17 protein-coding genes are annotated in these 19,750 nt (G+C 72.5%); 7 read left to right on the top strand and 10 right to left on the bottom strand.

Going from position 1 to position 19,750, the window contains the following annotated elements; all coding sequences use genetic code 11:
* Nucleotides 1-23 precede the first annotated feature (23 nt).
* The 5 genes from ACN269_RS26850 to ACN269_RS26830 all read left to right on the top strand — a co-directional run bounded on the left by ACN269_RS26850 (nt 24) and on the right by ACN269_RS26830 (nt 5,499).
* Complete coding sequence (locus ACN269_RS26850) at nt 24-626, top strand: PadR family transcriptional regulator (protein WP_421475028.1); 603 nt, start codon at nt 24-26, stop codon at nt 624-626.
* The gene (locus ACN269_RS26845; protein ID WP_396803771.1) at nt 623-1,357 is read left to right on the top strand and encodes an ABC transporter ATP-binding protein; all 735 of its coding nucleotides are present in this window, start codon (nt 623-625) and stop codon (nt 1,355-1,357) included. Before ACN269_RS26850 ends, ACN269_RS26845 begins: the two co-directional genes overlap by 4 nt.
* 17 nt (nt 1,358-1,374) lie before the next feature.
* Complete coding sequence (locus tag ACN269_RS26840) at nt 1,375-4,149, top strand: FtsX-like permease family protein (RefSeq protein WP_421475027.1); 2,775 nt, start codon at nt 1,375-1,377, stop codon at nt 4,147-4,149.
* A 75-nt stretch (nt 4,150-4,224) separates the two neighbouring features.
* Nucleotides 4,225-4,725, top strand: a complete 501-nt coding sequence (locus ACN269_RS26835) for a nitroreductase family deazaflavin-dependent oxidoreductase (protein ID WP_421475026.1) — start codon at nt 4,225-4,227, stop codon at nt 4,723-4,725.
* 36 nt (nt 4,726-4,761) lie between these two features.
* Nucleotides 4,762-5,499 (top strand): nucleotidyltransferase domain-containing protein, encoded by a 738-nt coding sequence (locus ACN269_RS26830; protein WP_421475025.1) that lies wholly within the window; start codon nt 4,762-4,764, stop codon nt 5,497-5,499.
* A gap of 7 nt (nt 5,500-5,506) precedes the next feature.
* On the opposite strand, the gene ACN269_RS26825 is transcribed toward ACN269_RS26830, so the two are convergent.
* Together ACN269_RS26825 and map are read right to left on the bottom strand one after the other, a co-directional pair.
* On the bottom strand, nt 5,507-6,220 hold the full coding sequence (locus tag ACN269_RS26825; RefSeq protein ID WP_421475024.1) for a VIT1/CCC1 transporter family protein: 714 nt from the start codon (nt 6,218-6,220) through the stop codon (nt 5,507-5,509).
* Nucleotides 6,221-6,275: 55 nt separating this feature from the next.
* On the bottom strand, nt 6,276-7,133 hold the full coding sequence (gene map / locus ACN269_RS26820; protein WP_421475023.1) for a type I methionyl aminopeptidase: 858 nt from the start codon (nt 7,131-7,133) through the stop codon (nt 6,276-6,278).
* 95 nt (nt 7,134-7,228) lie between these two features.
* On the opposite strand from map, the gene ACN269_RS26815 reads away from it, so the two are divergent.
* Nucleotides 7,229-7,543: an STAS domain-containing protein gene (locus ACN269_RS26815; RefSeq protein ID WP_421475022.1), complete on the top strand. Its 315-nt coding sequence runs from the start codon at nt 7,229-7,231 to the stop codon at nt 7,541-7,543.
* Nucleotides 7,544-7,560: 17 nt separating this feature from the next.
* On the opposite strand, the gene ACN269_RS26810 is transcribed toward ACN269_RS26815, so the two are convergent.
* The 7 genes from ACN269_RS26810 to ACN269_RS26780 form a co-directional block, all read right to left on the bottom strand.
* Complete coding sequence (locus tag ACN269_RS26810; RefSeq protein WP_421475021.1) at nt 7,561-11,220, bottom strand: SpoIIE family protein phosphatase; 3,660 nt, start codon at nt 11,218-11,220, stop codon at nt 7,561-7,563.
* A gap of 193 nt (nt 11,221-11,413) precedes the next feature.
* Nucleotides 11,414-11,965, bottom strand: coding sequence for a pyridoxamine 5'-phosphate oxidase family protein (locus tag ACN269_RS26805; protein WP_421475020.1), 552 nt, complete (start codon nt 11,963-11,965; stop codon nt 11,414-11,416).
* A gap of 47 nt (nt 11,966-12,012) precedes the next feature.
* Entirely contained in the window at nt 12,013-12,762 is a 750-nt protein-coding gene (locus ACN269_RS26800; protein WP_421475019.1) for a gamma-glutamyl-gamma-aminobutyrate hydrolase family protein, read from the bottom strand.
* A 55-nt stretch (nt 12,763-12,817) separates the two neighbouring features.
* Nucleotides 12,818-13,585, bottom strand: coding sequence for a 3-oxoacyl-ACP reductase (locus ACN269_RS26795; protein WP_421475018.1), 768 nt, complete (start codon nt 13,583-13,585; stop codon nt 12,818-12,820).
* 5 nt (nt 13,586-13,590) lie between these two features.
* Nucleotides 13,591-14,946 carry an aldehyde dehydrogenase family protein gene (locus tag ACN269_RS26790; protein WP_421475017.1) on the bottom strand — a complete coding sequence of 452 codons (1,356 nt, stop codon included), beginning with the start codon at nt 14,944-14,946 and terminating at the stop codon, nt 13,591-13,593.
* A 122-nt stretch (nt 14,947-15,068) separates the two neighbouring features.
* Nucleotides 15,069-16,433, bottom strand: a complete 1,365-nt coding sequence (locus ACN269_RS26785) for a glutamine synthetase family protein (protein WP_421475016.1) — start codon at nt 16,431-16,433, stop codon at nt 15,069-15,071.
* Between the two features lie 115 nt (nt 16,434-16,548).
* Nucleotides 16,549-18,099: an amino acid permease gene (locus tag ACN269_RS26780; protein WP_421475015.1), complete on the bottom strand. Its 1,551-nt coding sequence runs from the start codon at nt 18,097-18,099 to the stop codon at nt 16,549-16,551.
* A 455-nt stretch (nt 18,100-18,554) separates the two neighbouring features.
* On the opposite strand from ACN269_RS26780, the gene ACN269_RS26775 reads away from it, so the two are divergent.
* Nucleotides 18,555-18,944 (top strand): hypothetical protein, encoded by a 390-nt coding sequence (locus tag ACN269_RS26775; protein WP_421475014.1) that lies wholly within the window; start codon nt 18,555-18,557, stop codon nt 18,942-18,944.
* A gap of 58 nt (nt 18,945-19,002) precedes the next feature.
* Here the strand turns inward: ACN269_RS26775 and ACN269_RS26770 are convergent, their stop codons facing one another.
* Nucleotides 19,003-19,749 (bottom strand): MBL fold metallo-hydrolase, encoded by a 747-nt coding sequence (locus tag ACN269_RS26770; protein WP_421475013.1) that lies wholly within the window; start codon nt 19,747-19,749, stop codon nt 19,003-19,005.
* Nucleotide 19,750 lies beyond the last annotated feature (1 nt).

Below are 19,750 nucleotides of genomic sequence, written 5' to 3'. Positions count from 1 at the left end.
CCAGGTATGCATACTCCGTTGCCATGTCCATCCGTCACGGGCTGCTCGCCCTCCTCGAACGCGGCCAGATGTACGGCTATCAGCTCCGCGCCGCTTTCGAGGAGTCGACCGGCTCGACCTGGCCGCTGAACATCGGGCAGGTCTACACCACGCTGGCCCGGCTGGAACGGGACGGCCTGGTGCGCCCGCTGCCCGAGAGCGAGGCCGGACAGCGCCCGTACGAGATCACCGACGCCGGCCGGGCGGACCTCGCGCTGTGGTTCGCCACGCCGATCAGCCGTACCGACCGGCCGCGCGACGAGCTGGCGATCAAGCTGGCCCTGGCGCTCACCACCCCCGGCGTGGACGTCCGCTCGGTGGTACAGGCCCAACGCAGCGCGACGATGCGCGCGTTGCAGGAGTTGACCCGGTTGAAGTACGGCAGCGACCGACCGGAGGACCTGCCATGGCGACTGGTCCTGGACTCGATGGTGTTCCAGGCCGAGGCCGAGGTGCGCTGGCTGGATCACTGCGAGAGCAGTCTGGTACGGCACCGGCCGGCCGACGGGCCGCCGCACCCGCCCCGACCGGCCGCTGGTGACGCGTCCGACGCCGTACGGTGGGCCGACGAGGAGGCGCGACGGTGAGCGGATCGGACGACGCGGTGCTCGATCTGCGCGCCGTCCACCGCACCCACGGGGTCGGCCCGGCCGCGGTGCACGCGCTGCGCGGCGTCAGCCTCGTCGTCCGGCCGGGCGAGTTGGTCGCCGTGATGGGTCCGTCCGGGTCCGGAAAGTCGACGCTGCTGGCCCTCGCCGGCGGCCTCGACCGCCCGACTCGGGGCGACGTCCGGGTGGAAGGGCAGCCGCTCGGCGCGCTGGACCGCCGCGGACTGGCGCAGCTACGCCGACGCCGCATCGGCTACATCTTTCAGCACCTCAACCTGCTGGGCAGCCTGAGCGCGCTGGAGAACGTCGCGCTCCCGCTGGAACTCGACGGCGTCGGCGGCCGGCGCGCTCGGGCGGCCGCCCTGGCCGCGCTGACCGAGGTGGGCCTGCCGGCGCTGGGTGACCGCTTCCCCGACCAGCTCTCCGGTGGCCAGCAGCAGCGGGTGGCCATCGCCCGCGCGCTGGTCGGCGAACGACGGCTGGTGCTCGCCGACGAACCCACCGGAGCGCTCGACTCGCAGACCGGCGAGGCGGTGCTGCACCTGTTGCGCCGCCGGGTCGACGCGGGCGCCGCCGGCATCCTGGTCACCCACGAGGCGCGGCACGCCGGTTGGGCCGACCGGGTGGTGTTCCTGCGCGACGGCGTGCTGGTCGACACGACCGCGCCGCTGGGCAGCGTCGAGCAACTCCTCTCCGGTAGCGACCGTTGACCCTGCGCCGGACGCCGGTGACCCGCGGTCGCGTCGACGCTCCGGTCGGGCCGCCGACACCGGTCCAAACCGGGCGGCGGCAGCGGTTCGCCGAGCTGACCGGCTCGTGGCGGGCAGCGCTGCGGATCGCCCGCCGGGAGTCGCGACGGGCGCGGCGGCGTACCGCCCTGGTGCTGGCGATGATCGCGCTTCCGGTGCTGGTGCTGGCCTTTCTGGCGGCGAGCTACGACATGGCCGAGCTGACACCGCAGGAACAGCTCGACCGGCGGCTCGGCGTCGCCGACGCGGAGCTGCGCTGGTTCGCCGACACCCCGGTCGTCCAGGACGAGAGGGGCGACACGTGGTACCCCCGTGACAACGGCCAGTCGGCGATGAGCCGTCCGACCACCGCCGACGAGGTGACCGCGTTGCTCGGCCCCGGTAGCCGGGTCACCGAGATACGCGCCGGCAGCCCGGTGACGGTGCGGGGCCCGCGCGGCGACGAGACCCTCCGGGCGTGGATCCTCGACCTCACCGACCCGCTGGCCCGCGGTCTGGTGCGGTTCCGCTCGGGGCGGGCGCCGCAGCAGCCCGGAGAGGTCGCGTTGAGTCCGACAGCGCTGCGTCGGCTGGACGGACGCCTCGGCGAGTCGGTGCCCACCGCCGACCGGACCCGGACGTACACGGTGGTCGGTGTGGTCGAGTTCCCCGACGACCTCGGCCCGGTGATCGCGCTGCACCCGGCGGCCGTCGGCCGGGCCGATGCGCAGCCGGACAGTCGGTGGCTGATCGACGTGCCCGGCGCGGTCGACGCGAGGATGGTCGCCCGGCTCAACGAGCACGGAGTGGTGGTGGCGCCTCGCCACGCGCCGGCTTCGACGACGTCCTCCCGGAGCTTCATCGGGTACGTCGGGCCCGACAACGCCAGCGACCTGAGCACGATGGTGCTGATCGCCGGGCTGGGGTTGCTGGAGGTGGTGCTCCTCGTCGGGCCGGCGTTCGCGGTGGGGGTGCGCCGTCGACGCCGGGACCTGGCGCTGGTCGCGGTGGCCGGCGGTGACGCGGCCCACCTGCGCCGGGTCGTGCTCGCCGACGGGGTGGTGCTGGGATCCCTGGGTGCCGCGGCCGGTCTGCTGCTCGGGGTCGGCGCGGCCTTCGCCGGACGTCCCGTCATGGAGCAGTACGTGTTCGGCACCCGCTTCGGCGCGTACCGCTGCTGGCCGCTGGCACTGGTCGTGCTCGGCGGGGTCGCGGTGCTGGCCGGAGTGCTGGCGGCGTTGGCGCCGGCCTGGACGGCGGCCCGGCAGGACGTCATGGCCGGGCTCGCCGGTCGACGGACCCCTCCCCCGCCCCGGGCCCGGGCGCTGGTCAGCGGATTGGCGCTGGTCGTCGGCGGGGCGGCGCTCGCGGCGTTCGGGGCCAGTCGGACGTCCCCCGCCGTGATCCTGGCCGGTCTGATCCTCGGGGAGTTGGGCCTGGTCTGTTGCACGCCCACCCTGATCGGCGGGCTCGCCCGGCTCGGTCGGGTGCTGCCGCTGGCACCGCGGATCGCGCTGCGCGACGCGAGCCGTAACCGGGCCGCCGCGGCGCCGGCCATCTGCGCCGTGATGGCGGCGGTGGCCGGCAGCGTCGCGCTCGGCGGCTACCTGGCCAGCGACGCGGTCCGCGACGCCCGTACCTATCGACCGCTGTTGCCCACCGGTCACGCCCTGGTCATGCGCGATGACGTGGCGCTGCGGCCGGAACCGACGGTGGAGCAGGTCACGAGCGCCGCCCGGGAACACCTCGGCGCCAGTGCCGTCGCCCTGGTGCAGGCCACGGCCTGCCTGGCGGCCGACGGCCCGGCCAGCTACTGCAACGTCGGGCCGGAACTCCCGCCGGATCGTGTCTGCCCCTTCCAGCCCGGGGACGACCTGTCGACCTCCCAACGTCGGCAGGCGCTGGCGGACCCGCGCTGCCGGGACCGCGCGGCGGACTACTTCGGGAGCTACGTGCAGACGCTCGTGGACGACGGCAGCGCGTTGCCGCTCCTCACCGGCGCCGACCCGGCTACGACCACCGCCGCCACCGCCGTGCTGCGCGCCGGGGGCGTGGTGGTCACCGATCCGCGCTACCTGCACGACGGCCTGGTGACCGTGCAGGTGGACGAGTTCCGCAGCGGGCAGGACGAGGCGCGGAGCACCCGACGCGATCTGCCCGGGTACGCGCTGGCGTCGACGGCCGGCCAGCCTCGCCTCCTGCTGTCCCCGACGGCGGCCCGGCAGCTCGCCCTGAGGCCGGTGTCGAACGGCTGGGTGGTCGACACCTCGACGCCGCCCAGCCAACGTCGCCAGGACCGGTTCACCGCCGACCTGCGGGCCTTCGGAGCGTTCTCCCTCCAGGTGGAACAGGGCGCCGCCCCCCGCGACGACTCCCCGCTGCTGCTGCTGCTCGCCGCGGCGGCCGGAGTGATCACGGTGGGCGCGGCCGGGATCGCCACGGCGCTCGCCGCCGCCGAGGGCCGCGCCGAGCTGTCCACGCTCGCGGCGGTCGGTGCGGCCCCCGCCGTACGCCGGCTGCTGGCGATCTGTCAGGCCGGGGTGATCGCGGGTCTCGGCTCGGTGCTCGGCATCGTGGCCGGTCTCGGGACGGCGGCGATCGTGCTGTTCTCGGCGAACCGGGAGTACGCGACGGCCTGGCCGGTGATGGAGCCGTACCCGTACCTGGTGCCGTGGCCGGCGCTGGGCGTCCTGGTGGTGGTGCCGGTGGTGGCGATGCTCGGCGCGGGCCTGTTCACCCGGGCCCGGCTGCCGATCGAACGTCGCCTGGACTGACGTCTCGACCGCGGGCCCGGAACCCGGACCGTCCGGGGGTGCCGCCGGGGCGGGGCAACCGGCAGACTGATCCGCGTGTCAGCGCTCACCACCCTCACCCGCCGACTCGGCCACCACCGCTGGTTCGGGGCCGCCGCCCGCCTGCTGGTACCGGCCGACCGGATCGTCGGCCGGCTCACCCGCGGACGGGTGGTCGCGCTCGGTCTGCTGCCCTCCCTGGTGATCACCACGACCGGCCGCCGGTCCGGCAAGCCGCGCAGCAACCCGCTGCTCTACGTGCCCGACGGCGACGCCTACGTGGTGATCGGTTCCAACTGGGGGCAGACCCACCAGCCCGGTTGGGCGATGAACCTGCTCGCCGACCCGGCCGCCGAGGTGGACGTGAAGGGTCGCCGGTTTCCGGTGCGCGCCGACCTGGCGTCCGGGGTCGAGCGGGACCGACTCTGGGACCTGCTCGTCGCCCAGTGGCCGGCGTACCGCACGTATGTCGAGCGGGCCGGCGGGCGCGAGATCCGCATCTTCCGGCTGGTGCCGACCGGGCGCGGCGGGCCGGACGACCCGCCGTCGGCTGGCTAGGCTGACGCCAGTCGCCAAAGGGGAGGTTTGTGACCCGTGAGCGCCAGCGACGAGCGGTCCGGTCTCGATCTCGGCGGTGGCGACCGACGGTGGTCGGTGGCGGAACGGGTGGCCGAGGCGATCCAGCGACGTTTCCCCGCCGACGCGCTGGCGATCGCGGTCCACGGGCCCCTGGCGCACGGCGACGACGATGGTGGCGGGAACGGCGAGGTGGGGATGCTGGTGGTCACCTACCGGACGGGTGGCGGGCCGCCGCCGGCGACCCGGCGGGTGGACGGCGTGCTGGTCGACCTCACCGTGGCCGGCGCCGACGACTACCTCGGGCAGGCCCGGTTGCTCTCTCCGTTGTGGCCGCTGACGGCCGACCGGTACGTCACCACCCGGTCGCTGTTCGACCCGACGGGCTGGCTGCGGACGTTACGCGACGAGCACCTCGGTCGACTCGCCCGGGCCCGGCCGGCGGAGTTCAGCGCGGCGGCGCGGCAGGCCTGGTACCGGGGCAGCGCCGCGCACGCGCGGGCAGCCCGACTGGCCGAGTGGTACGAGACCGACCAGGCGCTGCTGATGCTCGGCGAGGCGCGGTTGGCCGCCGCGACCGTGACCGGCCTGCTCGGCCGCACCTACTTCCGTGATCCGGGTGACGCGGTACGGCGTACCGGTCTGGCCGGCGCGGACATGACCGAGGTCGGTGCCGTACTGACCCGGCAGGCCGAGGAACTGGCGGCGCGCGGCCGCCCGGTCGACGGCACGATCGACGATCTGCTCGGCGGTTGAGCGGGCGTCACAGGCCGCCCTGCACCCCGATCAGCGCACCGACGAGGTAGGTGGCCCCGGCCGCCGCGGCGCCCAGCACGAGTTGACGCAGGCCACTGGTCCACCAGGGTCGGTTGGTGAACCGGGCCACCACCGCGCCGGCGGCGAACAGCCCGAGCCCGCCCACGGCGAGCGCCAGCCAGAGTTCGGTGGCGCCGAGCAGGTACGGCAGCAGGGGGATCAGCGCCCCCAGCGAGAAGAACACGAACGAGGAGATCGCCGCCGCCCACGGGCTCGGCTGGTCGTCGGGGTCGACGCCCAACTCCTCGCGGACGTGCACCCGCAGCGCCTCCTCCGGGTCGCGGCGTACCGCCTCGGCGACCTGCATGGCGAGGTCACGGGGCAGGCCCCGGGCCACCCAGGCGTCGGCCAACTCGCGCGCCTCCGCCTCGGGGTGCCGTTCCAGCTCGCGCCGCTCCTTGGCGACCTCGGCGGCGACCTGCTCGTTGGCCGAGCGCACGCTGGTGTACTCGCCGAGCCCCATCGAGATCGCGCCGGCCACCAGGCCGGCGGTGCCGGTCAGCACGATGCTGTGCGGCGAGACGCCACCGCCGCCGACGCCGGCGATGAGGGCGATGTTGGTCACCAGGCCGTCCATCGCGCCGAAGACCGCCGGACGCAGCCAGCCACCGGAGACGTCCGCGTGGTGCGCCTCGCGCAGGGCGGCAGGGGTGTCGGTCACGGCGCCTGTCCTTCGTTCGCGACTGCGGGACTCCGCTTCGCTGCGTTCCTCGCGCTCACGGGAGGGTCAGGATCTCGTGGCCGTCGTCGGTGACGACGATCGTGTGCTCGAACTGGGCGGTCCATTTGCGGTCCTTGGTGACCACGGTCCACCCGTCGTCCCACATGTCGTACTGGTAGGTGCCGAGGGTGATCATCGGCTCGATGGTGAAGGTCATCCCCGGCTCCATGACGTCCGTCGGCCGGGGACTGTCGTAGTGCGGCACGTAGAGCCCGCTGTGGAAGGTCTCGCCGATCCCGTGGCCGGTGAAGTCGCGGACCACGCCGTAGCCGAACCGCTTGGCGTACGACTCGATGACGCGGCCCACCACGTTGATCTGGCGACCCGGCGCGACCGCGCGGATGCCGCGCATCATCGCCTCGTGGGTGCGCTCGACGAGGAGCTGGACCTCCTCGCTGACCTCGCCGACGCAGAAGGTGGCATCCGTGTCACCGTGCACACCGCCGATGTACGCGGTCACGTCGACGTTGATGATGTCGCCGTCGGTCAGCACTGTGGAGTCCGGGATGCCGTGGCAGATGACCTCGTTGAGGCTGGTGCAGCAGGACTTGGGGTAGCCCCGGTAGCCGAGCGTCGACGGGTACGCGTCGTGGTCGCAGAGGAACTCGTGCACCACGCGGTCGATCTCGTCGGTGGTCACGCCGGGCTTGCAGTGCTCACCGGCGAGCTGCGTCGCCTGGGCGGCCAGCCGGCTGGCGATCCGCATCTTCTCAATGGTCTCCGGCGTCTGCACGTGCGAGCCGCGCCACGGCTGCGGGGCCTTCTTGCCCACGTACTCCGGGCGGGGAATGTGAGCGGGCACCGGTCGCATCGGGGAGAGCGTGCCGGGGGTCAGCGGCGCACGGACGGTCATGCGCCAAGCCTATCGCCGTGCACGTCGGTGACCCGCGCCACGGCCGGTCGGGTCCGATTGTTGCCCTGCCAGGTCGGCTGTGCCATCGTGTCTGCGTGGATCAAGGGGGAGCACCACCCGTCTTCTCCGCCCGCGCGGAGATCGACGGAGAGCACCTCCACGTCGTGGTGGCCGGCGAGGTCGACATGGCGACGGCCGACACGATGGTGCAGACCGCCCTGCGCGAGCCCGCCAGCCGGCTCACCCTCGACCTGCGGGCGGTGACCTTCTTCGACTCGGCGGCCATCCACGCGGTAGTCCGGCTCGCCCAGCAGTTCTCCGGCACGCTGACCGTGCTGCCGTCGCGGCAGGTACGCCGGGTGCTGGAGATCTCCGGCCTGGGCGACCAGGACTGGCTCGACCCGGTCTGAGCCCCGACCGCGCGCCGTCACCCCTGCAACTGCCGGCGCAGCGTCACCTCGGTCCCCCCATCGGTACGCCGCACCATCAGGTCACCCAACGCCTTGATCAGCGACAGTCCGCGCCCCCGGAAGCCGGAGTCGCTGGATTCCCGCCACTGCCCGGTGTCCCGCACGGTGGCGATCACCGTCCGGTCCTCGATGGCCACCTCCACGGTGATCACCGCCTCGGCGGGCTGGACGGGGTGCTCGATGGCGTTCGCGGCGGCCTCCGAGACCGCCACGGTCAGGTCGAACAGGTCCGTCTCGCCGACGTTGTGCGCGACGAGGAAGTCCTCCAGGCGCTTGCGGAGCACGCTCAGTCGGGTCGGGTCGGCCGGCAGCCGCAACGCGAACCGGTTCAGCTCCGCCGCCTCCACGGCGAGCACCGCCACGTCGTCGCGACGCGGTCGCCCGGTGACCCGCTCGACGACCGTGTCGACCAGATCCGCCACGTGGTGGCCCGGCGCGGCGGCGTCGACGCGCAACTGTGCCAGCGCGGCGTCGATGCCCATCTGACGGTCCTCGATCAGCCCGTCGGTGTAGAGCAGCAGCCGGCTGCCCGCGGGCAGCTCACCCTCGACGGTCCGGTAGGTGGCGCCGGGAATGGCGCCGACCGGCGGACCGAGCGCACGGTCGTGCAGGAACGCCACGTCGTCTCCTCGGATCAGCAGGGGGGACGGGTGGCCGGCGCTGGCGTAGCGCAGGCGACCGGTACGGGGGCTGAACAGCAGGCAGACCACCGTCGCGAACGACGACTCCTCGGTGGACACGACCAGCCGGTTGAGCCGGGTGAGCGACTCGCCCGGGTCGAAGCCCTCCAGCAGGTACGCCCGCAGCGCGTTGCGCAGCTGACCCATGGCTGCGGCGGCCTGGACGCCCTTGCCGACGACGTCGCCGATGACCAGCACCAGGTTGTCGCCGTCGAGCGCGAGCACGTCGTACCAGTCCCCACCGACCTCGACGTCGGCGCTGCCCGGCAGGTAGCGGCTCGCGACGACCGCGCCCGGCAGTTGGGGCAACGACCTCGGCAGCAGACTGTGCTGCAACGTGGTGGCGATGTGGTGTTCGGCCTCGTAGAGCTGGGCGTTCTCCAGTCGGACGCCGACCAACCGGGCCAGTTGGGTGAGCGCGGCCTCGTCGGCCTGCGCGTCGTCGTCGGCGGCCCGCCAGACCCGCAGCTCGCCGAGCTGCTCGCGGCTGATGCCGGTCAGCGGGGCCACGAAGGTCGGATCGGCGGCCGTGTCACCGCCACCGTCGGCCTCGAACCGGGAGCCGGCGGCGCTGACCACGACCCGGGCCGCCTCGGCGAGGCTCAGCGCGTGCCGAGCGGCGACCTGGAGCACGTCGCCGGTGGACCGGGCCGTGTTGACCGCCACCGCCGCGTCGGCCAGCGCCCGCAGACGACGGATGATCTGGCCGCGTAGCTGGCCCAGCTCGACGTTGGCCCGGACCCGGGCGATCAGCTCCTGCCCGGAGAACGGCTTGGTCAGGTAGTCGTCCGCACCGACGGCGAGGCCGGCGACCGACTCCGCGGAGCCGGCGCGGGCGGAGAGCAGCACGATCGGCACATCACGGGTACGGGGGTCCGCGCGCAACGCGCCGACCAGACCGAACCCGTCCAGTCGCGGCATCATCACGTCGCTGAGCACCAGGTCGAAACCGCCCGCACGGGCCAGCGTCAGGGCCTCCCGACCGTCGCTGGCGGTGACCACCTCCCAGGTCGGCGAGAGCAACCGGGTGACGTGCTCCCGCAGGTCGGCGTTGTCGTCGACGACCAGGATCCGGCCGCTCGGGGCGGCGTCGGCCGGCTGCTGCCCGGCCTCGCCGGTGGCGTCCCCGGCGGCCCACAGGGCGGTCTCCGCCACGAAGAGCCGGGCCTGCTCGGGCTCGCCCGTCGGCAGGGGGGCGAACGCGACCACCCGGTCGGCGGGCAGGTGATCGGAGGAGAACGGGATGGTCACCGTGAAGGTGCTGCCCTCGTCGACCTGACTGGTCAGCCCGACCGTACCGCCGTGCATCTCGACCAGCTCGCGGACCAGTGCCAGCCCGATACCGGTGCCCTCGTGGGTACGGGCGCGCGCGCCGGGCACCCGGTGGAACCGCTCGAAGACGTGCGGCAGTTCGTCCGGCACGATCCCGACGCCGGTGTCGACGACATCCAGCCGGGCCATGCCGCCGTCGGCCCGGATCCGTACCCGGATCTCGCCGTGGAAGGTGAACTTCACGGCGTTCGACACCAGGTTGAGGACGATCTTCTCCCACATGTCCCGGTCGACGAAGACCGGCGCGGGCAGCGGCGGGCAGTCCACGACCAGCCGCAGGCCGGCGCGTTCGGTGGCCGAGCGGAAGGTGCTGGCCAGTCGGGCGGTGTAGTCGGCCAGGTCGGTGGGTTGGTAGCGGGCCGCGAGCCGGCCGGATTCCAGCCGGGAGAAGTCGAGCACGGTGTTGACCAGCTTGAGCAGCCGCAACGCGTTGCGGTGCATCACGACGAGTCGGTCGGTGTAGGCGGCGGGCAGCTCCGGGTCGGCCAGCATGTCCTCCAGCGGGCCGAGCACCAGCGTCAGCGGGGTACGGAACTCGTGGCTGACGTTCGCGAAGAAGTTGGTCTTCGCCCGGTCCAGCGCGGCCAGCTCGGCGGCCCGGGCGCGCTCCTGCTCGTACGCCCGCTGGGTGCCGACCGCCCGGGAGATCTGCGCGGCCACCAGGTCGAGGAAGTCGCGGTACTCGTCGCCGAGCGGCAGGAGGCGGGCCACGCCGACGACCAGCGCGCCGACGGTCTCGTTGGTCGCCTTCACGGGCAGCACGAGCGCCACGTCGGAGGCGTCGGCCGGTCGCTGCGCCAGCAGGTCGCGCACCTGCACGGTGGTGGAGGCACCCTCGGCGACCAGTTCGGCGAACGTCGCCGACGGGGCGTCGACCGCCGCCGGATCGACGCCGCTGGCCCCGGTCAGCCGGAACTCGCCGGTGTCGTCGGCGAGGTAGATGAGCGCGAAGGGCACGTCGGCGCAGTGTCGGCCGAGCACGTCGGCGGCGGTCCGGCCCAGCTCGCCGGCGCTGTTCACGTCGGCCAACTCGGCACCCAGTTCGGACAACGCCCGCAGGCGCCGTTCACCGACCACCCGGCCGGTGGTCTCGTTGACGATGCAGTAGACGCCGCTGACCGAGCCGTCGACGTCCCGGATCGGGTCGTACGAGACGTCGAAGTAGGTCTGCTCGACGAAACCGGAGCGGTCCAGCAGGAAGGGGTGGTCCGCGCCACGGTAGGAGAGCCCGGTGCGGCGGACGCCGTCGAGCAGCGGGCCGAGGACGTCCCACGTCTCGGCCCAGTTGTGCCGGGCCGGTCGCCCGAGCACGTGCGGGTGCTTGCTGCCGATGGTCGGCCGGTACGCGTCGTTGTAGAAGGCGAGCTTGTCGTCGCCCCAGAACATGACGATCTGCGCGCTGGAGGAGAGCATCATGCCGACGGCGCTGGCCAACGCGGCCGGCCACTGCGACGGCCCGCCCAGCGGCGCCGTCGACCAGTCGAAGGCGCGGAGGCGTTCGCCCAGCTCACCGCCGTTCGCGAAGGCGGCGGCCAACAGCGGGGGGATCTCCTGGCCGTCGGCGAACGGACGTCCCGCGTCCGCGCCCCCCTGGGCCGAGCTCATGCAACCTCCCCGCCTCGGCCGTACCCCGCAGCCGTTGATCTTCAAGCGCCGTGCTCGGACTTGTACCCCGGCGGACCAGCAACGTAACGCATGCCGACCGGCGGACGCTGGTTAGTGGCGCTCCGGTCGTCGGTGACCTGACAGCACGGGACGGACCGGGCCCACCGGCGAGGACCCGGTGGGCTCTGAGCACTCAGAAGACCGGCAGGCCGTCGATGCTCGCGGCGTTCTTGGTGGCGCGGTAGGTCACCAGATCATCGGCCGCACGACGGGAGTGTGAGGTGAGTAACAGGTCGCGTTCGGCGCGGAAGTCCATCAGCGGCACGGCGTAGCCACAGGAGTCGCTGACCCGCTGCACGTCGACGGTGATGACGGCCCGTACGGCGTGCACGTCCGGTGGAGCGGGAAACTCGGCGAGCCGGTCGGCGAAGCCCGCCTCGGTCACCGCCACGCTGTGGCCCCTGCCGTGCAGGCGCACGATCTTCGGCGGCCCGTCGAAGGCGCAGAACATCAGCGTGATGCGGCCGTTGTCCCGCAGGTGCGCGATGGTCTCCGCACCGCTGCCGTGATAGTCGAGGTAGGCCACCCGGTGCGGGCCGAGGATGACGAAGGTGCCCGTCATGCCCTTCGGTGAGACATTGACATGCCCCTCGGGACCGGACGGCGCGGTCGCCACGAAGAAGACCGGCTGGGCCGCGATGAACTCCCGCAGGCGACCGTCGATCTCCGGATAGACCTTGCCCATGCGCTGATCCTCCCACCGCCGGACCCGCGCGACGGGGGCGACCTGCGTCACAGCGCCGGTGACCCCGCCACGCGTACCCCCTCGTCGTGATCGTCTACCGGCGGTCCGGACCCTCGGGCGGCCCGGACCAGCGCGGTGATCGGGAGGGGATCCGGCTCGTTCTCCGGATGCCACTGCACGCCCAGCACGAACGTACGATCCGGATCCTCCACCGCCTCGATCACGCCGTCGGCCGCCCAGCCGCTCACCCTGAGTCGGCCCGGGGTGGCGACCGCCTGGTGGTGGTACGAGTTGACCTGCTCGACTCCGACCAGGGTCCGGGCCGCGAGGGTGCCGGGCGCGAAGCGCACCGGGTGAGCGCCGTAGACGCCCGGCGCCGGCCGGTGCGCCTCGGAGCCGAGCACGTCCGGCAGGTGCTGGTGCAGGGTGCCGCCGTAGGCGACGGCGAGCAGCTGCATCCCCCGGCAGACCCCGAGCACGGGCAGGTCGGCGGCGAGGGCGGCTGCCAGTAGCGTCAGCTCACCGGCGTCCCGGTCCGGCCGGTCCTCGGTACGCGGGTGCGGCTGCTGGCCGTACCGCCCCGGGCCCACGTCGGCGCCCCCGGCCAGCAGCAGCCCGTCGAGGACCGTCAGCACGTCGGCGTCGGCGTCGTCCGGGGGCAGCACCACCGCCCGGCCCCCGGCGGCGGTCACCGCCCGCACGTACGCCTCGGGCACCAGGACCGCCCGCACCCCCCGCCAGACGGCCCAGTCGGCGGGCTCGACGTACGCGCTGATCCCGATCAGGGGCCGCCTCACAGCACCGGCACCGTTCGCGACTGCGGGGCTCGCAAACCCGGCTCACTCCTCGCGCTCACAGTGGAGTGACGTACGCGCCGGTGATGCCGCCGTCGACCACGAACTGCGCGGCGGTCATGAACGAGGCGTCGTCGCTGGCCAGGAAGGCCACCGCGGCGGCGATCTCCTCGGGCTGCCCGAAGCGGCCCATCGGCACGTGCACCAGCCGGCGGGCGGCCCGCTCCGGATCGGCGGCGAACAGTTCCAGCAGCAGCGGGGTGGCCACCGGGCCGGGGCAGAGCGCGTTGACCCGGATGCCCTCGCGGGCGAACTGCACACCCAACTCCCGGGTCATCGCCAGCACGCCACCCTTGCTCGCGGTGTACGCGATCTGCGACGTCGCCGCGCCCATCAACGCCACGAAGGAGGCCGTGTTGATGATCGACCCCTTGCCCTGCCTCCGCATGTGCGGAATCGCGTACTTGCAGCACAGGTAGACGCTCGTGGTGTTGACCCGCAGCACCCGCTCCCAGGCGTCCAGGCCGGTGTCCAGGATGGAGTCGTCGTCCGGCGGGGAGATGCCGGCGTTGTTGAACGCGACGTCCACCCGGCCGTGCCGGTCGGCCACCCCGTCGAACAGGTCACGGACGGCCGACTCGTCGGCCACGTCGGCGGCCACGAACTCGCCGCCACACTCCTGCGCGGCCCTTGTGCCGGCCTCCGCGTCGATGTCCACGCAGACCACCCGGGCACCCTCGGCGGCGAAGCGCCGTACGGTGGCCAACCCGATGCCGCTGCCCGCTCCGGTGACCACGGCCACCCGGTCCTGCAACCGACCCTGCACTGGCCTCACTCCTTCGTCGCGATGAACACGTTCTTGACGTCGGTGAAGGAGTGCAGCGCGTCCGGGCCCAGCTCACGGCCGAGTCCGGAGCGCTTCATCCCGCCGAACGGGGTCCAGTAGCGCACCGAGGAGTGCGAGTTGACGCTGAGGTTGCCCGAGTCGACGGCACGTGCCATCCGCAGCGCGCGGCCGACGTCCCGGGTCCAGATCGAGCCGGAGAGGCCGTACTCGGTGTCGTTGGCGAGCCGCACCGCGTCGGCCTCGTCGTCGAACGGCAGCACCGAGACCACCGGCCCGAAGATCTCCTCCCGCCAGTGCCGGTCGGCCGGCGAGTCGGCCAGCAGCACGGTGGGCGCGTGCCAGAAGCCGGGTCCGTCCGGGCACGAGCCGGTGAAGGCGACAGTCGCCCCGGTCACGTAGCCGGCGACGCGGTCCCGTTGGGCGGCGGAGATCAGCGGACCCATCTCGGCGGTGTCCCGGGACGGGTCCTCGACCCGTACCGCGCGTACCGCTGGTTCGAGCAGTTCCAGGAACCGGTCGTACACCGGTCGTTGGACCAGGATCCGCGACCGTGCGCAGCAGTCCTGGCCGGCGTTGTCGAAGACCGCGCCGGGCGCGGTCGCGGCGGCGGTCTCCAGATCGGCGTCGGCGAACACGATGTTGGCGCTCTTGCCGCCCAGCTCCAGCGTGAGCCGCTTCACCTGGGCGGCGCAGCCGGCCATGATGCGCGTGCCGACCTCGGTGGAACCGGTGAAGCAGATCTTGCGGACGGCCGGATGGCTGACGAACCGCTCCCCCACCACCGACCCCTGACCCGGCAGCACGGTGAACACGTCGTCGGGCAAGCCGGCCTCGCGGGCCAGCTCGGCCAGGCGCAGCGCGGTGAGCGGGGTCAGCTCGGCGGGCTTGAGCACCACCGTGTTACCGGCGGCGAGGGCCGGGGCGAACCCCCAGGCGGCGATCGGCATCGGGAAGTTCCACGGCACGATCACACCGACCACGCCCAGCGGTTCGTGGAAGGTGACGTCCAGACCGCCGGGTACGGGGATCTGCCGACCGGTCAACCGCTCCGGCGCACCGGCGTAGTAGTCCAGCACGTCCCGGACGTTGCCGGCCTCCCAGCGGGCGTTGCCGATGGTGTGCCCGGAGTTACGGACCTCCAACGCGGCCAGCTCGTCCAGGTGCGCGTCGACGACACCGGCGAACCGCCGCAACAACCGCGCCCGATCCCCCGGCGCGACGCCCCGCCACGCGTCGAAGGCGGCAGCAGCCCGCGAGATGGCCGCGTCGACGTCCTCCGTCGGCGCCGCTGGCACCTCCCGAAACCCCGCCCCGGAAGCCGGATCAACAAGAACCGTCACGCGCCCCACCCCTCACCCAGTCCCCGCCGATCTTGCACTTTCTGTGCCGACATAAGCCGTGAGTTATCCCAGAGCAATGACAGAAAGTGCAAGATCGCGGCGCGGCGGAGGGCGACCCGGGGCTAGAGGCGCTCGAAGCCACGGGTCAGCTCCCAGTCCGTCACCGCCGCGTCGAAGGCGGCCAGTTCCACCCTCGCCTGGTTGGCGTAGTGGGCCACCACCTCGTCGCCGAAGGCGCTCCGGGCCACCTCGGACTCCTCCCACAGGGCCAGGGCGTCGCGCAACGTGGTGGGGACGCGCTCGGCCTCCGGGTCGTCGTACGCGTTGCCGGTGCACTGCGCGCCCAGCTCCAGCCCCTGTTCGATGCCGTGCAGCGCGCCCGCGACCAGCCCGGCGATCGCCAGGTACGGGTTGACGTCGGCACCGGGCACCCGGTTCTCCACCCGCATGCCCTGCCCGTGCCCGACCACCCGCAGCGCGCAGGTGCGGTTGTCGACGCCCCAGCGCAGAGCGGTCGGGGCGAACGAGCCCGGCTGGTAGCGCTTGTAGGAGTTGATGTTCGGGGCAAAGAGCAGGCTGAACTCCCGCATGGTGGCCAGCAGCCCGGCGAGCACCCGCTGCCCGGTCGACGACAGGTGCGCCGGCCCGTCCCCGAGCATTGCCGACGAGCCGGACGAGTCCCGCAGCGAGAAGTGGATGTGGCAGGAGTTGCCCTCCCGCTCGTTCGGCTTGGCCATGAAGGTGATCGACATGCCTTCCTGGGCGGCGATCTCCTTCGCGCCGTTCTTGTAGATGACGTGGTGGTCGGCGCAGGCCACCGCCTCGTCGTACCGGAAGGCGATCTCGTGTTGGCCGAGGTTGCACTCACCCTTGGCGCTCTCCGGGGTGAGCCCCGCGCCGGCCATCTCGGTGCGGATCCGGCGCAGCAGCGGCTCCACCCGGGCGGTGCCGAGCAGCGAGTAGTCCACGTTGTACTGGTTCGCCGGGGTGAGGTCGCGGTAGCCGCGCCGCCAGGCGTCCTCGTACGAGTCGCGGAACAGCACGAACTCCAGCTCGGTGCCGGCGTACGCGGTCAGCCCGTGCTCGGCCAGCCGGTCCAGTTGCCGGCGCAGGATCTGCCGGGGTGAGGCGACCACGTCACCGGAGCCGTCCAGCCAGGCGAGGTCGGCCAGCAGCATCGCCGAGCCGGGCTGCCAGGGCACCCGACGCAGGGTGGCGAAGTCCGGCACCATGGCGAAGTCGCCGTAGCCGCGCTCCCAGCTCGACATCGCGTACCCGTCGACGGTGTTCATGTCGACGTCCACCGCCAGCAGGTAGTTGCAGCCCTCGCTGCCGCCCTCGACGACCTGGTCGAGGAAGAAGGGCGCGTGGAAGCGCTTGCCCTGCAACCGGCCCTGCATGTCGACCAGGGCCAGCACCACGGTGTCGATCTCGCCCTCGTCGACGGCGACCCGCAGTTGTTCCAGCGTGAGCGGCGCATTCCTCATGAGCGGGCCTCCATCACCAAGGTCTACTGGCAAACCGGATCACCGTCAATGCCCCCTGCGACGCGGGCGGCAAACCCGGCGGGACGGCCGCGAGGACCATCCCGCCGGGCGCGGGTCAGGCCGGGCCGTCGGCGGCCGCCGGGTCGGTCGCCGGTGCGCGTTCCTCGACGGTACGGACCGGGCCGGTGAACCACTTGCGGGCCGAGGCGTACCACCAGACGGCCACCACCAGCAGCACCCCGCCGACGGCGAGCGGTGCGTAGTTCACCGCCGACCAGGTGAACTCGTCGTCGCCGGGCACCCCTGCCGGCACGATGGGCAGCACGAAGTACACGGCGATGACCGCGATCTCGATGACCGCGATCCAGCCGAGCAGCTTGTACTTGCGTCCCAGCGTCCACGGGCCGGGTACGAACCGCTCGCCCATGCGCAGCCGCAGCGCGATCGGGATGAGGAAGGACAGGTAGAGGCCGAGCACCGCGACGGAGACCACCGCGTAGAAGGCGACCGGAATGCCGGCCGAGCTCTCGTAGAGGGCCGGCAGGGTGAGCACCAGGCCGGCGATCGTGGCGCCGATGATCGCGTTGACCGGCGTGCCGTTGCGGTCGACCTTGGACCAGAGTCGCCAGCCCGGCACGGCCCGGTCGCGGCTGAACGCGTACGCCATCCGACTCATCGACGTCACGCAGCTCATCCCGCAGAAGAACTGCCCGATGGTGGAGATGATGATGACGATCTTGAAGAAGACCGGGGTCAGCGCCGACTCGAAGATGGCGCCGGAGAAGCCGCCGGCGGCGTTGACCGCCTCGACGTCGGTGGCCGCGAAGAGGAAGGCCAGCAGCAGGACCCAGCCGCCGACCGCCGAGTAGAAGATCGACTGCCAGAGCCCCTTGGCGGCGGCCTGGGATGCCCCCCGGGTCTCCTCGGACACGTGCGCGCAGGCGTCGAAGCCCGTGATCGTGTACTGGGTGAGCAGGAAGCCCAGCGGCAGCACGTAGAACCAGAACGTCAACCCGCCGGTGTCACCGTCACCGAAGCCCGAGTTGTTGAACCGCTCGGTGAACACGAACTGGAAGCTCTGGTGGTTGTCCGGGACGAACACCAGGATGGCCACCACGACGGCCGCGCCGGCCACGTGCCACCAGACCGAGACGTTCTGAAGTACGTCGATGATCCGGTGCCCGTAGATGTTGATGAGGCCATGCAGCGCCAGGATGATCACGAACAGGACGAACGCCTGCCGCAGCGTTCCGGCCCAGCCGTCGAAGAGCGCCGACAGGGTGAGGTTGAGGAAGGTCGCGCAGCCGTAGTCGACCGACGCGGTGACCGCCACCAGGCCGATCAGGTTCAACCAGCCGGTGAACCAGCCGTGCGCCGGGCGACCCATGGTCGCCGCCCACCAGTAGATGCCACCCGCCGTCGGGTACGCCGACACCAGCTCGGCCATGCAGAAGCCGATGATCAGGATGAACAGTGAGATCAGCGGCCAGCCCCAGGAGATGGCGACCGGCCCGCCGTTGTTCCACGCCTGGCCGAACGTGGTGAAGCAGCCGGCCAGGATCGAGATGATGGAGAACGAGATGGCGAAGTTGGAGAAGCCGCTCCACTTGCGGCGCAGTTCCTGCTTGTAGCCGAGTTCGGCGAGACGCCGGGCGTCGTCGTCCATTGGTTGCTCTGCGGTCGGAACGGGCGTCGTGGCCACTGCGCACCTCCCTGAGGTGGTTCCGTCAACGAGTGCGCAAAGTGTCGTCCCGATGATCAGGGGCGGTCAATACGTCGCGGCTGTCGTCGCGCTAATCCCGTTGCCGCCGCACCTGGACGACCGCATGCTGTAACCCGTGACCAGGCCCGATCGCGACGGGCTCCGTCGGGCGCTCGGAAACGTCCGGCACACGGTGGTGCGGGGCGCCGCCTCTCTCTCGCGTACGGCCTCCCGCCGTATCCGACGAAGGCGCCCCGCGCCGCCGCGCCCGACCCCAGCAGGGCTGTTCGGAACCGTCCCGAACGCCGTTTCCCGTTGCCCCGGTCGATCCGGCGTCCCCATCGTGGAGCCATCCGGCCGACCTGATTCCGGCCGGTCCACGATCGAAAGGACGCCCAGTGCTGCGAAGGACCTCCACCATGGCTCTGGCCACGCTCATGCTGTTGCCCGTCGGGGCGACCGCGGCCCAGGCGGCCACGACCAGTGCCGACCGGAACGCCGCGATGTACGAGATCGTCGTCGAGACCACGAACGGGTCCGCGACGGCGTACCTGGACGTCTACAACGCTTGGGAACTGTCGGTCTGCGACGACGCGAAGGACGGCTACCGCGCGCGGGCGGAGATGCGGAACCTCACCACGGGCAGGGTCATCGCGACCGCCGAGGACGCCAACGGCTCCTTCAACGCCTGCGACGAGGGCAACCACGCCTATCCCACCCCGAAGCTGAGCGACACCGTCCGGGTGACCGTGTGGGTGCAGGACGGCGCATCGGGCAGCCGCCGGTACACCGACTACCAGGACTACTAGGACGGCACGGGGTGCCCGGTCGACCGGCCGGGCACCCCGCGCCCGTCCGGCCCCGACGTCAGCCGGGCAGGTCGACCACCACGCCCGATCGGGCCACGGCGACCGGCCCCGCGTACGCCTGCCGCGTCGCGGCGACCGCCGCCGCCGGGTCCGTGCCGGGCCACAGGTGGGTCAACAGGACCGCCCGGGTCCGTGCCGCACCGGCGTATCGGCCCACCTCGGCGGCGCTCGACAGGAATCCGACCTGCTCGTCCGGGACCTCGTCGACGTACGTCGCCTCGGCGATCAGCAGGTCGGCGTCGCGGGCCAACTCGACCAACGTCGGGTCCGGTCCGGTGTCCCCGGTGTACGCCAGCACCGTCCCGCCCGCGGTGAAGCGGGCCCCCGCGTTGGGCAACCAGTGCGGCAACGACCAGGTCCGCACGGCGAACGGACCGACGTCGAAGGCGTCGCCGGGGGTGAACCCGTGCGGCCGGTACGCCGCGTCGACGAGCCCCGGATCGTCGATCGCGAGCAGCGCGTCGAGGCTGCCGGTGGGCGCGTACACCGGCAGAGCCGGGGCGGGTCGGTCGGCCAACGCCCTGGCCCGCAGCAGTGGTTGGAGGTCGGCGCAGTGGTCGGGGTGGCCGTGGCTGACGTACACGGCGTCGACCGCCGCGGCGGGCAGCCGGGTCAGCAGCGGTTGCAGGGTCGCGTAGCCGGGGTCGATCAGCAGCCGGAAGCCCCCGTGCTCGACCAGGAAGCCGGCACAGCCCTGCTCGGCCGAGGGCCAGGCGCCCAGGCCGCCGAGCACCACGATGCGCACC

Source organism: Micromonospora sp. WMMD736 (genome assembly GCF_049179015.1).
Lineage (GTDB): Bacteria > Actinomycetota > Actinomycetes > Mycobacteriales > Micromonosporaceae > Micromonospora.
This window is presented reverse-complemented; position numbering and strand designations above follow the sequence as displayed.